Annotated in this window: 16 protein-coding genes; 4 read left to right on the top strand and 12 right to left on the bottom strand. The window is 68.6% G+C overall.

Annotated features, from left to right (window positions below; genetic code table 11):
- Positions 1 to 17: 17 nt before the first annotated feature.
- From AB3M83_RS00225 to AB3M83_RS00235, 3 genes are read right to left on the bottom strand one after another with little or no spacing between them, the layout of a single operon-like run.
- Complete coding sequence (locus AB3M83_RS00225; RefSeq protein WP_412944331.1) at positions 18 to 641, bottom strand: EthD family reductase; 624 nt, start codon at positions 639 to 641, stop codon at positions 18 to 20.
- Entirely contained in the window at positions 614 to 979 is a 366-nt protein-coding gene (locus tag AB3M83_RS00230) for an EthD family reductase (RefSeq protein ID WP_412944332.1), read from the bottom strand. Before AB3M83_RS00230 ends, AB3M83_RS00225 begins: the two co-directional genes overlap by 28 nt.
- A complete protein-coding gene (locus AB3M83_RS00235) occupies positions 976 to 2553 on the bottom strand; it encodes an acyl-CoA carboxylase subunit beta (protein WP_412944333.1) in 1578 nt (525 codons plus the stop codon). Before AB3M83_RS00235 ends, AB3M83_RS00230 begins: the two co-directional genes overlap by 4 nt.
- A gap of 114 nt (positions 2554 to 2667) precedes the next feature.
- Here AB3M83_RS00235 and AB3M83_RS00240 point away from each other — a divergent pair, with 114 nt between their 5' ends.
- Entirely contained in the window at positions 2668 to 3186 is a 519-nt protein-coding gene (locus AB3M83_RS00240) for a MaoC/PaaZ C-terminal domain-containing protein (protein WP_412944334.1), read from the top strand.
- The gene (locus AB3M83_RS00245) at positions 3183 to 3794 is read left to right on the top strand and encodes a biotin transporter BioY (RefSeq protein ID WP_412944335.1); all 612 of its coding nucleotides are present in this window, start codon (positions 3183 to 3185) and stop codon (positions 3792 to 3794) included. Before AB3M83_RS00240 ends, AB3M83_RS00245 begins: the two co-directional genes overlap by 4 nt.
- Positions 3795 to 3851: 57 nt before the next feature.
- Here the strand turns inward: AB3M83_RS00245 and AB3M83_RS00250 are convergent, their stop codons facing one another.
- Genes AB3M83_RS00250 through AB3M83_RS00265 form a run of 4 tightly spaced genes read right to left on the bottom strand, consistent with a single transcriptional unit; the run spans position 3852 to position 8404 of the window.
- Positions 3852 to 4853 (bottom strand): MBL fold metallo-hydrolase, encoded by a 1002-nt coding sequence (locus tag AB3M83_RS00250; protein WP_412944336.1) that lies wholly within the window; start codon positions 4851 to 4853, stop codon positions 3852 to 3854.
- The gene (locus AB3M83_RS00255) at positions 4850 to 5629 is read right to left on the bottom strand and encodes an ABC transporter ATP-binding protein (RefSeq protein ID WP_412944337.1); all 780 of its coding nucleotides are present in this window, start codon (positions 5627 to 5629) and stop codon (positions 4850 to 4852) included. Before AB3M83_RS00255 ends, AB3M83_RS00250 begins: the two co-directional genes overlap by 4 nt.
- Positions 5626 to 7554 carry a branched-chain amino acid ABC transporter ATP-binding protein/permease gene (locus AB3M83_RS00260; RefSeq protein ID WP_412944338.1) on the bottom strand — a complete coding sequence of 643 codons (1929 nt, stop codon included), beginning with the start codon at positions 7552 to 7554 and terminating at the stop codon, positions 5626 to 5628. The genes AB3M83_RS00255 and AB3M83_RS00260 overlap by 4 nt, the downstream gene beginning before the upstream one ends.
- Entirely contained in the window at positions 7547 to 8404 is an 858-nt protein-coding gene (locus AB3M83_RS00265; RefSeq protein WP_412944339.1) for a branched-chain amino acid ABC transporter permease, read from the bottom strand. Before AB3M83_RS00265 ends, AB3M83_RS00260 begins: the two co-directional genes overlap by 8 nt.
- 206 nt (positions 8405 to 8610) lie before the next feature.
- Here AB3M83_RS00265 and AB3M83_RS00270 point away from each other — a divergent pair, with 206 nt between their 5' ends.
- Together AB3M83_RS00270 and AB3M83_RS00275 are read left to right on the top strand one after the other, a co-directional pair.
- Positions 8611 to 9858, top strand: coding sequence for an ABC transporter substrate-binding protein (locus AB3M83_RS00270; RefSeq protein WP_412944340.1), 1248 nt, complete (start codon positions 8611 to 8613; stop codon positions 9856 to 9858).
- 91 nt (positions 9859 to 9949) lie between these two features.
- Positions 9950 to 10462, top strand: coding sequence for a nuclear transport factor 2 family protein (locus AB3M83_RS00275; RefSeq protein ID WP_412944341.1), 513 nt, complete (start codon positions 9950 to 9952; stop codon positions 10460 to 10462).
- Between the two features lie 12 nt (positions 10463 to 10474).
- On the opposite strand, the gene AB3M83_RS00280 is transcribed toward AB3M83_RS00275, so the two are convergent.
- The 5 genes from AB3M83_RS00280 to AB3M83_RS00300 all read right to left on the bottom strand — a co-directional run bounded on the left by AB3M83_RS00280 (position 10475) and on the right by AB3M83_RS00300 (position 14792).
- On the bottom strand, positions 10475 to 11374 hold the full coding sequence (locus AB3M83_RS00280; protein ID WP_412944342.1) for a DMT family transporter: 900 nt from the start codon (positions 11372 to 11374) through the stop codon (positions 10475 to 10477).
- An 11-nt stretch (positions 11375 to 11385) separates the two neighbouring features.
- Positions 11386 to 12144, bottom strand: a complete 759-nt coding sequence (locus tag AB3M83_RS00285) for an SDR family NAD(P)-dependent oxidoreductase (RefSeq protein ID WP_412944343.1) — start codon at positions 12142 to 12144, stop codon at positions 11386 to 11388.
- Between the two features lie 64 nt (positions 12145 to 12208).
- Positions 12209 to 13384 carry an acyl-CoA dehydrogenase family protein gene (locus AB3M83_RS00290; protein ID WP_412944344.1) on the bottom strand — a complete coding sequence of 392 codons (1176 nt, stop codon included), beginning with the start codon at positions 13382 to 13384 and terminating at the stop codon, positions 12209 to 12211.
- 43 nt (positions 13385 to 13427) lie between these two features.
- Complete coding sequence (locus tag AB3M83_RS00295) at positions 13428 to 13892, bottom strand: MaoC family dehydratase (RefSeq protein ID WP_412944345.1); 465 nt, start codon at positions 13890 to 13892, stop codon at positions 13428 to 13430.
- 15 nt (positions 13893 to 13907) lie between these two features.
- A complete protein-coding gene (locus AB3M83_RS00300) occupies positions 13908 to 14792 on the bottom strand; it encodes an HpcH/HpaI aldolase/citrate lyase family protein (protein ID WP_412944346.1) in 885 nt (294 codons plus the stop codon).

The raw sequence follows: 14792 nt of genomic DNA on the forward strand, positions 1-14792 counted from the left end.
ATGACACCGCGACCGCTTCAGATGACCGACACCACGTCGGCGACGAGGAACTGGGCGCTCTCGAGTCCCGCCGAGGGCGCTCGCGTCTCAGCCTCCACCGCGCTTCGCGCCGCCTCCCGAGAAAGGAAGCCCAACGCGATCGCCGCCGCGGGGAGCGCTTGTCTGGTCAGCCCTAACCGCGAGAGCACCCGCGCCGCCGGAGCATGGATGTTTGCGTACGCCACCGCTGCACAGTGCCGACGGCCCAGCGCCTCGGTGAGGTCCACGATGCTCTGGCGATCGGTCTCGGGCAGCAGGATCCAGAGCTTGCCCTCGTGCGCGGGCTCGGGCCCTTCCGCATCGACGGCCGAGCCGACGAGCCCATCGAGAAAGCGCGTCTCATCCGCGATCAGCAGATCCGCGATGTCCGAGCCGAAGCCCGCATCGGCAGCCTGCTCGTCCTCGAACCACAACTCGACGATCCCGTCGACGTCGAGCAGGCGTGGGGCGGTCGGCGCCCAGATGATGTGGTTCTGACGGTACGCCACCACCCGAGGGAGACGTCGAGCGATATCGGCGTGGGTTGTCGACCAGTGGCGCGCGAACCCGACGGCGTCGAGGTCCGCGCGACGGGTCAGATAGGTGATGCGCTTGACCGCCATGCGGGATCCCCTTCGGCTTCCTCGAGCGGGACGACGATGGCCTCGTGCGAGATGAACCAGTCCAGACTGCCGATGAAGTGGTTCTCGTGAGCGAAGAGCGCCTTCGCCTCATCCGAATCGAACGCGCGGGCGACCGAACCGACGGAGTCGAACTCGATCTCCGCCATGCCGTCGAACGGCCAGGCCCTGCGATGTTGGATGGCCAGGCTCTGCCGGTACCCTCGCACCCCGGGCAGACGCCGGACGAACGCGGGGTGCTCATCGATCCACCGCTGGATGAACTCGTCCCGGGAGAGACCCTCCGCACGGCGCACGACGACCACGACCTTCACGGTCATACCGGGGTCACCGCCTGACGCCGGCTGACCGGCACCGCGTCGCGCTTCTTGTACAGACGCAGGCGACCGGTCAGCTCGTCACGAAGGTCGTCGGTGGCCACCACAGCCTCCACCGCGTTGGCATCGGCGATCTTGAACACGTCGATGCCCTCTGCGTACTCTGCCTGCTTCTGCGCGACGAACGCGGCGCGCTCGTCCGGATCTTCGATCGCATGGATCTGGTTGTAGTAGACGCCATTGACCGCCGCATCCGGTCCCATCAGCGCAGGACGCGCCGTCGGCAGCGCGATGATCGCGTCGGGGTGCATGGGGGCCCCCGACATCGCGAGGTAGCCGCCGCCGTAGGCTTTGCGGACGAGCACCGTGATGCGCGGCACGCGGCACTCCGAGACGGCGAAGATCATCTTGGCGCCGTGGCGGATGATGCCCTGGCGCTCCACGGCCGAGCCGATCATGTAGCCCGCGATGTCGACCAGGAACAGGATCGGGATGTTGTAAGCGTTGCAGATCCAGATGAAGCGCGCGGCCTTATCGGAGGAGTCGGGGAAGATCGTGCCGCCCATGTGCTTGGGCTGGTTCGCGACGAGGCCGACAGGCTGCCCGTTGATGCGGGCGAACCCGGTGAGCATCTCGGGCGCGAACAGCTCCTTGTAGGGGAACCAGCTGCCCTCGTCGACGAGCGACTCGACGAACTCCTCCATGTCGAACACCTCCGCCTCGCGCAGCGGCACGATCTCGCTGAGCCGACGGCCTTCGCGCGGCTCGACGGCGGGGGCGACGGGGGCGGCGGTCTCCCAGTTGGCGGGGAGGAAGCTGAGCCACACGCGGATGGCGTTGAGCGCTTCGATGTCGTCTTCGACGAGCACGTCGCCGAGGCCCGAGACGGTGCAGTGCATCTCCGCTCCACCCATCTCCTCGAGCGTGACCTGTTCGCCGGTGACCATCTCGGCCAGGCGGGGCGAACCGAGGTAGGCGGTGGCGTGCCCACGAACCATGATCGTCAGGTCGCACAGGGCGGGAACGTACGCGGAGCCGGCGGGCGAAGGCCCGAACAGAGCGCACACCTGAGGCACGCGACCCGATATCTGGACCTGGTTGTAGAAGATGTTGCCCCAGGCGTGACGCCCAGCGAAGCTGTCGAGCTGCTCGTCGATGCGGGCCCCGGCTGAGTCGAAGAGGTAGACGATCGGGATGCCAGCCGCCGTCGCGGTGTCCTGCGCGAAGGTGATCTTCTCAAATGTGCGGTAGCCCCACGTGCCAGCCTTGACGCTGTAGTCGTTGGCGATGACGCACACCTGACGCCCGTCGATGTCGCCGTAGGCGCAGACCACGGCGTCGCCGGGCATGCCTTCCGAGAACCGGGCGAGAAGGCCATCTTCGACGTACGTGCCGTCGTCGAACAGATACGCCAGGCGGTCGCGCACGAGCATCTTGCCGGATGCGGTGATCTTGTCGCGGTTCTTCTGCGAACCGCCCAGCCGCGCGGCCGCGGTGACCTCAGCAAGCGTGTCGTGCACCGTCTTGTCGGCGACGGGCGTGGTCTCCTCGGTACCCGCAGTTGCGAGGTTCGTCATCTTTGACCTCCATGATCGAGGGTTGTTCTACGAACGAGCGTACGCTAGTTTGATCGAAGAAGAAAGTGGGCTTCTCGACGAGACCCATGACCGGCCAAGAAGGAGAATGACCTCATGACAGAGCCGCATCCATCCGTCCCTGTCGCTGCGGAGGACGCCGCCTCGATCAAGGGCGCGCCGGACCACCACTGGGAGGACCTGGCCGCAGGCGACGAGATCCATACGACCGGGATCACCGTCACCGAGGCTCACCTCGTCAACTGGGCGGGGCTCACGGGCGACATCGTCGAGTTTCACATCAACGCCGACTACGCCGAGAACACGCCGTTCGGTGCGCGCATCGGTCACGGCCCGCTCACCCTCTCGCTTTCGCTCGGCCTTCTCACGCAAACCGGCTACACGCGCAACGTCGTCGCCTGGCTCGGCCTCGACGAGGTGCGCGCCACCAAGCCCGTGCTCATCGGCGACTCCATCACGGTGCGCGCGAACGTCGTCGAAGCCCGCCCCACGTCGAAGCCCGGCAACGGCGTGTGGACCCTGGCCTACACGACCCTCAATCAGCGCGGCGAGACGGTGATGACCTTCCGCTCGTCGTTCCTCGTCCGCCGTCGTCCTGATCGGGTCGACGCATGATCGCCCTGAACCCGACCGCCACGACGCTCGCCGACCGGATCGTCACCCGCAGCCTCGTGAGCGACATCGCTCTCGTCACCGCCGGTGTTGCGCTGGTTGCGCTGCTCGCCCGCGTCGAGATACCGATGTGGCCCGTGCCGATCTCCGGGCAGACCCTTGCGGTGCTGCTGGTCGGCGCGACCCTCGGAGCCCGCCGCGCCGTGGTCAGCATGACCGCCTACATGCTCGTCGGCCTCGCGGGCGCGCCCGTGTTCGCGGGCGGGGCGAGCGGACCCGCGTACCTCCTGGCCCCGTCGTTCGGCTTCATCCTCGGATTCATCCCGGCGGTCGCCTTCATCGGGTGGCTCGCCGAGCGCACCTGGGACCGCCGTCCGCTGCTCGCGCTCGCGGGATTCCTGGGCGCGAGTGTCATCCCGTTCCTCATCGGCGTGCCCTACCTCGGCTTCATGCTCGCCCGTCTCGGCCTCGCTCACGACCCCGTCACGCTGTGGACCGTCGGCGTCGCACCGTTCCTCGTAGGCGGCGCCGTCAAATGGCTCATCGCCGCGTCGCTGCTGCCGCTCGCCTGGCGCGGCGTCCGCACCTGGGAATCACGCATACGCGACTGACCACGACCGCGACTGGGGCCGGCGACCACGGTCGTCGGCCTCTTTCGTGCGGTGACGTCAGGCGCGCGCGCGCAGGTGAGCGAGGTGCGCGGCCGACTCTACGAGCGCCATCCGCTGCGACGGCGTCTCGAACGACTCGAACGGGCGCGACCACGTCAGCCGACGTGCGACGTCCCACGCCGAGGCATCGGGGTCGGCGGCGGTGGCGGCCGCAACTTCGTCGAGCCGGTCGGCGATGCCCGCCTTCAGCTGGCCGATCCGAGCTCGCAGGCCCCGGAACCGGTACTCGTGCGCGGGGAGCACCTCCGCGTGGGCGTACGGGAGCAGCGCCTCGAGCGAATCGAGGTACTGGCCGAGCGGGTCGTCTCCACCGAACGGGTTGAGCGCGACGTGCGGGGTGATGCGCGGAAGCACGTGGTCTCCGCTGAACAGCAGCTCGCGGCGTTCGTCGTACAGGCAGATGTGCCCCGGGCTGTGTCCGGGCGTCCACAGCACCCGCAGCCGCTCCCCCGAGACGGGCAGTATCTCCCCATCGCGCAGGCGATGTGCCGGCGCGGCGCGGTCGCGTGTGAAGCGGTAGTCCTCCACGCCCGCGAAGGCGACGGCATGCGCCTCGGGGGCGCCGTGCGCCCGGAACCGTGCGGCCGCGGCCTCCGGAGTCAGCTCCTCGTCGCGCAGCCCGTCGACCCAGCCCTGTTCGTGCTCGCCGATCGCGATCCACGCGCCCGTGCGGGCCGCGAGCTCGTCGGCGCCCTCCCAATGGTCGAAGTGGTAGTGCGTGACGACGATGCCCTGCAATCCGCGCAGGTCCAGTCCCGCCTCGGCGAAGCCCTTCTCCAACGCCGCCTGCGCCGTCGGCCCCGCGACACCGGGATCGATCAGCAAAGGCCCGCCGGGGGAATCGATCAGGTACGCGTAGGTGAAGCGAATGGGGAGGTCGAGCGGCACGGGAACGGCCCAGACACCGTCGCGCACGCGGTCGACGGGCGGGAGCGCCCGCCGCGACCACGCCTCAGCCTGCACCCCATTTGTGGCGACGAATTGCGCTGAGAGCGTCATGTCTCGTCCGAGAGCTCCCTCTCGAGCGCAGCATCGACCGAGGGGGCGATGGGCTCGCTTGATGCGGCGCCGCCGAGATAGATGTGACGGATCATCGGGTCGTCGCGCAGTTCATCCGCCGCGCCTTCGAGCAGGAACTCGCCGCCGTTCAGCAGATAGCCGCGATCGGCGAGCTCCAGGGCCGCGCGCGCATTCTGCTCGACGAGCACGATCGTCAGCCCCCGGTCTCGGCGGAGCTTGCCGAGCACCGCCATGACCTGCGCCGTCATCTGCGGCGACAGGCCGAGACTCGGCTCGTCGAGGAGCATGACGCTCGGCTCGCTCATGTACGCGCGACCGACCGCGAGCATCTGCTGCTCACCGCCCGACAGCGTGCCTGCCAGCTGATCCCGGCGCTCGAAAAGGCGCGGGAAATACCCGTAGACCTCTTCGACGAGGCGCTTGTGCTCCTTGCGGTGGGTGTAGCCACCCAGCTGCAGGTTGTCGGCCACCGACAGCGTCGAGAAGACCTGACGACCCTCGGGCACGAGCACACAGCCCGCCTTCACGACGGAGGCCTGGCGCATGCCGCTCGTGTCGACTCCGCTAACCGATACCGTGCCCTTGCGGAGCTTGTGGCTGCGAGCGATCACGTTGAGCAGTGTCGACTTTCCGGCACCGTTCGGTCCGATGATCGTCGCGATCTCGCCCTCGCCGACGCGGAACGACACGTCGCGGAGCACTTGGGCCCGCCCGTAGGCGAAGCTCACATTCGAGACGGTGAGTGCGTCGGTCATCGCTTCCTCCGCTTGTTCGGGGCGACCGTCACATTGGTCGTCGTGGTGGGCTCGTTCTCGTGCGAGACGCCGAGGTAGGCGTCGATGACGGCTTGGTCACCCTGCACCTGCTCGGGCGAACCGACGCGGAGCGTGGCGCCGAAGTTGAGCACGTGCACGCGGTCGGCGCTGGCCATGACGAACTCCATGTCGTGTTCGATGACGAGCACCGCGAGTCCTTCTCGGCCGAGGTCGCGCAGCAGACGCATGAGCGACGCCTTCTCCTGCTTGTTGAGACCAGCACAAGGCTCGTCGAGCAGCAGGACGCGCGGCCGCGAGACCAGGGCGCGGGCGATCTCGACCTGCTTCTGCTGCCCGAGCGAGAGCGCCTTCGCGTCGCGATGCGCGAGGTGCGCGAGCCCGAGGCGCTCGAGCACCGCCGTGGTCTCCTCAGCAAGACGCCGCTCCTCCGCGACCGAGCCGATCGAGGGAATGGAGGAGCGCAGCATGCCGACGGAGCCGCGGAGGTGCGCCCCCACCTTGACCGTGGCTTCGACGTCCATGCCCTCGAACAGACACGGCGTCTGGAACGTGCGAGCCAGCCCGTGCCGTGCCACCTGGTAGGCACGCAGGTTCGTCGTGTCCGTCTCGCCGAGACGCACGCTCCCGGACGTCGGCGTCAGGTTGCCCGACAGCAGATTGACGAGCGTCGACTTGCCGGCGCCGTTGGGGCCGATGACGGCGAGCACTTCGCCGGCGCGGATGTCGAGCGTCACCTTGTTGACGGCCTTGACGCCCCCGAAGCGCTTGACGAGGTCGCGCGCCGTGAGGACGGTGTCGCCGAACACGCGAGCCGGTTCGCTCACCTCCGCGCGGCGGAGTGCGGCCATGTCGGTCGACGAGACCACCGCCTCGGGCTCGGGCGCCGACGCCGGGCCGTCGCCCCTGCGGCGGCTGCTGATCGTGCGGAACAGCGACGTGATCGCGCCGACGACGCCGTCCGGGCGGACGACGAGGATGACGACGAGCAGGAGGCCCACGACCAGCTGCTGGCCGGCGCCGACCGCGGCGCTGCCGAGGATGCCCGGAAGGACTGCCTCGATGAGCAGCTGCAGCGCCTCGAGCACGATGGCGCCGACGATCGCGCCCCAGGGGCTCCGCATGCCGCCGAGCACAGCGATCATGAGGACGTCGATGGCGGTAGCCAGACCGAACGGCGGCGGGTTCACGTACATCACCTGGTGGGCGTACAGCGACCCGCCGACGGCGGAGATGACCGCGGACGCCGTGAAGATGCGCGCTTTCGACGAGGCGATGTTAATGCCGGCGGCCGCGGCGGCGGCCTCGTGGCCGCGGATGGCGAGGAGCGCACGGCCTTCGCGGCCGTTGCGCAGCATCAGAGCGCCCCACAGCACGACACCGACGATCACCCAGTTGAGGATCATGTGGCTCTGGCTCGTGGTGAAGGCGAAGCCGAACAGGTCGAGCGGGCGGATACCGCCCATGCCCGTCGAGCCGCCTACATCCTCGGAGTTGTTGACCAAAAGGTAGAACACTTCGGTGAGCGCGAGGGTCGCCATGGCGAGGAAGTGCCCCCGGAGCCGGAAGAGCGGCCGGGCCAGAAGGAAGCCGATGGTCGCCGCGACGAGGGCCGCCACGACGAGGGCGAGCAGGCCGTACCAGCCGAACTCGACGGTCAGGAGCGTGGAACCGTAGGCGCCGATGCCGTAGAACGCGCCGACGGCGAGCGAGAACTGTCCGGCATAGCCGGTGACGAGCACCATGCCGAGACCGAGGAGGGCGAGGATGCCGACCGAGGCGCCGAGGCCGGCGTAGTAGCCGTTGGTGGTCGAGGCGAACACCACGACGACCACGATCCAGACGACGGCGGCGGCGGCGTGCTTCCAGGTGAGCACGGGCCGGATGCGGGGGGTCGATTCAGACACGGTCGGCAGCCACCTTTCGGGTGAGGCCCTGCGGTCGGACGATGAGGAGGACGATCAGCAGCGCGAAGACCACCGTGGAGGCCTGTGCGGCATCGACGTAGCGAGCGAAGGCAACTTCGACGAAGGCGACGAGGAAACCGCCGACGAGCGTCAGCCCGAGCTTGTCGAACCCGCCCAGGATCGCGGCGATGAAGCCCTTGAGCCCCAGCGCGACGCCGGCGCCGGCGGTGATGAAGGACGTGGGCACCTGGGCGGCGAGCACGCCGCCGGCGATCGCTCCAGACAGGAGGAAGGCGATCGTCGCCATTCCGGTCAGGCTGATGCCGACGATTCCGGCGGCGTAGGAGTTGACCGAGAAGGCGCTCAGCGCCTTCCCGGCGATCGTCCGATCGAAGAAGAGGGCGAGGCCGAGGTAGCCGACGACGGCGATCGCGATGAGCCACACCGACTGCTGCGGGATGGACCCTCCCAGGATCGTGACGGCGGAGCCGTCGGTGATCGGGGCGAATTGCTTGGGGCCGGTGCCGAAGATCAGCTGCAGCAGCGAGCGGATCGCGATGCCGACACCGAGGGTCACGATCGTCTGAACCATGAGGCTCTGGTTGCGGAGGGGGTGGATCGTGAGGTGATACATGATCACGCTCACGAGGCCTCCCACGATCGCGCCGACGATGATCGCCGGCAGCGCTGGGAGTACCGCGGAGGCCACGACGGCTCCGAACGCGCCGGCGACGGCGATGTCGCCCATGGCGAAGTTCACCATGCCGTTCAGTCGGTGCACGATCACGTAGCCGATGCCGATGGCGCCGTAGAGCGCGCCCGTGGCAAGGGCCGTGAGGAGCAGTTGCATCAGCACATCCACCTGAAGCCTCCTTGATTCGGTGTCTGTTCACGAGGTCGTTCTCGTTCGCAAGTCGATATTGACATACAAACGACCGTTCGCTTAAATCAGGTTAGACGCCTCGTCGATCTTCGTCAACGCAGGATTCCCTCCTCGCGGGCGACCCCTCGACAGTGACGTTCAATGAAGAACTCACCACCAGGAAAGGCATTCACATGCGTTATCTCTCCCCCCGCGGTCGTCGCGCCGGGCGCGCCGCCCTCGCCGCCGGCGCCATCGCTGTCGCCCTCACACTGTCGGCGTGCGCAGGCGGCGACACGCCTTCCGGTGACAACGGCAACGAAGGCGGGGACGCCACCCCCTACAAGGTCGGTGTGCTCGTCGGCCTGACCGGCAGCTACGCCGCCCTCGGTGACCCGGAGCAGAAGGCGATCGAGCTCTACTTCAAGGATGTCAACGCCAACGGCGGCATCGATGGACACCCGGTGGAGCTCGTCGTCCTCGACAGCGGCAGCAACGAGGGCACCGCGGTGAACCAGTTCCGCAAGCTCGCGATCGAGGAGAACGTCCATGCCATCCTCGGCCCCTCATCGAGCGGCGAGTCGATCGCACTGCAGACGTTCTCGAAGGACCTCATGACGCCGACGATCGCGCTCGCCTCGTCGAGCAGCATCGTCGAGCCTGCGGAGAACTCGACCCACATCTTCAAGCAGTACAGCGGCACGAACGAATCGCTGAAGGCGCAGCTCGAGTTCGCCAAGGCGGAAGGCTGGACCAAGGTCGGCCTCCTCCACACTAACGACGGCTACGGCCAGGACCCGGCGAAGCGCATCGATGACGTCGCGGCCGAGTACGGCATCGAGGTCACCGGCAAAGAGGCGTTCGACGCCACCACGACCGATGTCACGGCCCAGCTCGGAAAGCTCGGTGAAGGCAGCCCTGACGCCGTGCTCGTGTGGGCGGTGAACCCCGCGAACGCCGTGGTCGCGAAGAGCGCGCAGTCGATCAGCTTCGCCCCCGCGTTGTTCAACTCACCCGGTGCAGGCTCCGCGGCATACATCGAGAACGCGGGCTCATCGGCCGAGGGCACCTACCTGCAGGGCTCCGTCGTCCTCGCGCCGTCCTCCCTTGAGGAGAGCAGCGCCCAGTACACGACCACCAACCGTCTGGTCGACGAGTTCGAGGCCGAGTACACGGAGGTCGCCGGGCAGTACGCGGGCAACGGCTGGGACGGAGCGATCCTTCTCGAGAACGCGATCCTGAAGGCCGCCGACCACGATCCGAGCGACGTGCAGGCCACCCGTGACGCGATCCGCGTCTCGCTCGAGAGCAACACCGCAGAGGTCGTCGGCGTCAACGCGATCTACACCTTCACGCCGGAGTTCCACGGCTCGACGTCGCTGGGCGGTCTGGCCGTCCTGAAGGTCACCGACGGCACGTTCGAGGTCGTGAAGACCTACTGACCTGAGCCCCACCGTTCAGATCCCCCCCGGAAGGGCCGGCGCCGACAGGTCGCCGGCCCTTTCCACGCACCCCCGCGAAGGAGAAAGACACATGACCCGCCCCTTGCCCGACCCTGCCGACGTCCTGGCCGTCAGCGACCTCAAGTCCCGCTACTTCGAGTACCTCGACGCCAAGCGCTGGCCGGAGATGACGGGGATCTTCGCCGACGACGCCCGCTTCGAGGGCTTCGCATTCGACGCCGACGGCCGCGAGGACTTCATCGCGACCGTCTCCTCGTTCCTCGCCGACGTGCGCAGCCAGCATTTCGGCTACCTGCCGCGCTTCGCCCTCACTCCCGACGGCGCCATCCGGGGCGTCTGGCGCATGCACGACTACCTCACATGGGAGCCGGACAGCCGCGTCTACAAGGGCATCGCGATCCCCGGCATGCACGGCATCCGCGGCTGGGGAACCTACGAGGAGGAGTACGCGATGCGCGACGGCGAATGGCGCATCGTGTTCTCGCGCCTCACGCGCACGCGCATCGACCCGCTCGTCGGCCCTCCTCCGTCGCAGCCCCCCTACGACGTCGTCGCCCCCGACGCGGGCTGGCTCGAGAGCTGAGCCGAGGGGCCCCTAGGGGAGTCGCGGTCGTCGCGGTGAGCTCACCCCGACCGCGACCCCCACGAGCACGACGGCTGCTCCCAGCACCTGGTTGAGCGAGATCGGCTCGTGCAGCACGAGGATGCCGAGGCTGACGCCGACGAGGGTCGTCAGGTACGTCACCATCGACGCCGAGGCGGCGCCCCAGCGGTCGATCACGCGGAAATTCCAGATGTACGCGATGCCGGTCGCGAGGATGCCGCTCAGGACCAACGCCGTGATCACCGAGGCGTCCCATCGGATCTCGGGCGGCCCCGTGAACGGCAGCACCACCACGAGCAGGATCGCGCACACGAGCATCTGGCCCATCGCGATGCCGATCGGGTCGAGCCCGAGCGGCGTGATCGCCTTGCGCGTGTAGGAGAACGCGAAACCGAGGCCCAGCACTGCTGCAACGCAGGCGAGCTGCCCCCACAGGTCGAACACCGACGAGTCGAGCTGCCACGGCGCCATGACGATGAGGATTCCGACCGCTCCCAGCCCGATCGCGAGCAGCTTGCGGGCACCGAGACGCTCCTGCCGCGTCGCGACGATCGTGACGAGCGCTGTCGCGACCGGCACGGCGGCGTTGTAGATGCTCGACAGGCCGCTCGGGATCCGCTGGCCCGCCGATGCATAGAAGAGGAACGGGATGGCGCACCCGACGGTCCCGAGGGTCGCGATCCGGCTCCACGCGACGACGCCACGCGGCCACGACCGCCGCATGACCGCCATCGCGCCCATGAGCACGACCGCGGCGAGCGCCGTGCGAAGCAGCACGAACTGCACCGGGCTCATGCCGGCCACTGCCAGGCGGATGAACAGGAAGCCCGCTCCCCACACGATGCCCGTGAGGATGAACGCCACGACCGTGCCGGCGTCAGGGCGCCGCACGGACGGCGACGTCACGGGCGGTCGAACAGTTGGAAGTAGCGGGTCGCGCCACCATCGATCAGCATGTCGGCGCCGTTGATGTTGCGGGCGTCGTCGCTCATCAGGAACAGCGCCAGCCCTCCGATCTCGGCGGGGTCGACGATCTGTTCCGTGGGAACCTTGCGCGGCACCTGGTCCCGCACCTCCTGGATGACCATCGGAGTGTCGACGACGCCGGGGCAGATCGAGTTGACGGTGACACCCGTGCCCCAGAAGTCGATCACGAGCGACCGCGTGAGGTTGGACAGACCAGCCTTCGACGCCGAGTAGCTCGGATACGGGTAGCCCGTGACCCCTGCGATCGACGAGATGTTGATGATGCGCCCCCACCCGCGGCGGATGAGCTCCGGCGAGAACGCCTGGATCATCCGGAACGGCCCCGTGAGATTGATGTCGAGCGTGCGCTGGAAGGAGTGCTCGTCGTGGTCGGCGAGGTACTTGCGGTCGAGGATGCCGGCGGCGTTGACGAGCACGTCGATCTCCCCCGCGCGGTCGTGCACCTCGGCAGTGAGGTCCGCAATGGACGCCGGGTCGGAGACGTCGACGGTGAACGCCTCGGCCCGCCCGCCGTCGGCGCGCACGGCGTCGGCGGCCTGCTCGGCGGCGTCGCGGGAAAGGTCGGCGCAGAGCACCGTGTGACCGGCAGCGGCGAGTCGCGCGTTGACGCCGCGACACATGCCGCCGGCCGCTCCCGTGATCAGGATGGTCCGGGGGGTAGGGGCGTTCGTCATCGAACCTTCTCCTTCTGCGCGGGGGTCGTGCCGGATCCGCTTCCGGGCCGGCGGGCGCTGTCGGTCAGTACGAGCGGGGCAGCGCCAGGTGGTGCTCCCCGATGAAGTTGTGCATCATCTCGTCGGTGAGCGGCGCGAACGTGTACAGACGCGCGTCACGCCAGTACCGCTGCATCGGGTACTCGCGGCTGAGCCCTGAACCGCCCATGGCGCGCATCCCGTTCTCGGTCGCCGTGGTCGCGGCATCCGACGCGGCGAGCTTCGCCATCGCCGAGAGGGTCTCCGCAGCCGCCCCGCCGTCGGCCTCACGCGCGGCACGCTGCAGCAGCCCGCGGGCGGCTTCGATCTTGACGGCCTCGTCGACGAGGCGGTGCTGCAGGATCTGGAAGCCGCCGATCGCGCGGCCGAATGCCTCGCGACTGCGCACATAGTCCAGCGACGCGTGGTGCGCGCCGCGTGCGATTCCGAGAGCGACGGCGGCCGCGTTGAGACGCTCGCCGTTGAGGGTGGCGATCACCTGACGGAAGCCGCGGTCGACGTCGCCGAGCACGGCGTCATCGTCGAGCACGACGTCGGCGAAGCCCACCTCACACGTCGAAAGGCCGTGGATGGCGACTGTGTCCATCTCGTTCACGGTGATGCCGGGCGTGTCTGCGGGCACGAGGAACATTGTGATGCCGCCGACGGCCGACTTCTCGATCGGTGCCGTGCGGGCGAGCACGACGAAGAAGCCGCAGTCTGTGGCGCCCGAGATCCAGACCTTGGCACCGTTGAGCACCCAGCCGCCCTCGGGACGACACGTCGCACGTGTCTTCATCGCACGGGCGACGTCCGTGCCGCCGCCCGGCTCTGTGAGTGCGAACGCGGCGCGGTGGGCACCCTCGAACAGTGGTGCGAGGAACTGCTCCCGCTGCGCCGGGGTGCCGTGCTGGCAGAGGAGGGTGACCGCCATGTACTGCACGACGAAGGAGACCCCGATCGAGGTGGCGGTCGCCCCGAGCTCTTCCAGCACGATGGTCTGGCTTTCGTGCGAGGCGGGCGTGCCATCGACGTCCGCTTCGAGCTGCACCAGGCCGCTCTCGGCGAGGCCCGCATAGAGCTCCGCATCGAAGGCCTCGCGTTCGTCGAAGTCGCTCAGCCGCTGGGGCGTCGCGATCTGGTCGACGATGCTGCGCACCATCGATCGGAGGTCTGCCTGATCTTCGCTCTGGTCGAAGGGAAGGGGCGTGTACTCTCGCATGTCGTTCTCCCGCTCGTGGTTCTCGTGGGGCCCGCGCCGGCCGTCAGGCCGTGGGCACCGGCTGGCCGCGGCGCATCATGAGCGCGGTGCGCCGAACGACGCACACGAGCTCGTCGCGCTGGTTGTAGGCGCGGTGCTCGATCCCCACGATGCCGGTCGTGGGACGCGATGCCGACACACGGGTGTCGAGCGCCTCCGTCTCCACGCGCAGGGTGTCGCCGATGAAGACGGGCTTCGGGAACTGGATCTCGCGGAACCCGAGATTGCCGAGGGTCGTGCCCAGGGTCGTCTCCTGCACCGGGATGCCGACGGTCACGCCGAGCGTGAACACGCTGTTGACGATGCGCTGACCGTACATGCTGGCCGCGGCGAACTCGCTGTCGAGGTGCAGGGGCTGCACGTTCATCGTGAGCGTCGTGAAGAGCAGGTTGTCGGTCTCGGTGACCGTGCGGGTGACGGCGTGACGGATGACCTCGCCGACGACGAAGTCCTCGTGGTACATGGACATGGGGGTTCTCCTGATTCAGTCGGCCTGAGCGACCGGACGTCCGGCGCGCTCCAGCAGGGCGCGAGCGTTCTTGGCGTGGGCGAGGTCGATGTGCTCGCCCTCGAAGCTGACAGCGCCATGGCCGGCGCGGACGCCCTCCTCGAACGCGGCGACGAGGCGCTGATAGTACGCGGCGCGCTCGTCCGAAAGCCCGTACTCGTCGTTGACGACGGCGGCATGGGTGGGGTGGATGAGCACCTGGCCGGTGAAGCCGAGACCCGCGTTGTCGCGGGCGAAGGCGCGGAGCCCGTCGAGGTCGCGGACGTCCTGCCACAGGCCGAGCACGATCATCTCCAGGCCCGACGCCCGCGCCGACACGACGATGCGGCTGCGCAGGTACAGGGTCTCCAGGCCTTCCGCCGTCCACCGGAAGCCGACGGAGCGCGCCACGTCGGCATCCTTCGCCGCCGCGGCCATGACGCCGCCCACGCGGGGGCCGGCGACGATCTCGTCGACCCGCGCGATCGACTCTGCCGTCTCGAACGACGGGACGACCTCGATCGTGCCGCGTGGAACGCCGTTGCGCAGCTCGCCCGCGGCGATCACCGAGTCGTAGGCGACGACGTCGTAACGGCTGCGGAGCATCGGCAGCAGGAAGCCCGCCAGGCCGGGCACGGCGACAGCGAGCGCGTCCTCGCCGAAATGGGGCGTGTCGAGCCCGTTGATCCGCACGAGGATGCGGGTGTCGCCCTCGTAGGCGAGGATCGCGTCGCGCGCGTTCTGCCGGGCCGCCGCCTTCTCGGCCTCGGGCACGGCGTCTTCGAGGTCGATGATGATCGCGTCGGCGGAAGATGCCAGTGCCTTGCCGATCCAGTCAGCCTTGTGGCCGGGGACGAACAGCACAGAGCGGAGCGCGCGCAT

The sequence above is a fragment of the Microbacterium pasadenense genome (assembly GCF_047246565.1).
Taxonomy (GTDB): domain Bacteria; phylum Actinomycetota; class Actinomycetes; order Actinomycetales; family Microbacteriaceae; genus Microbacterium.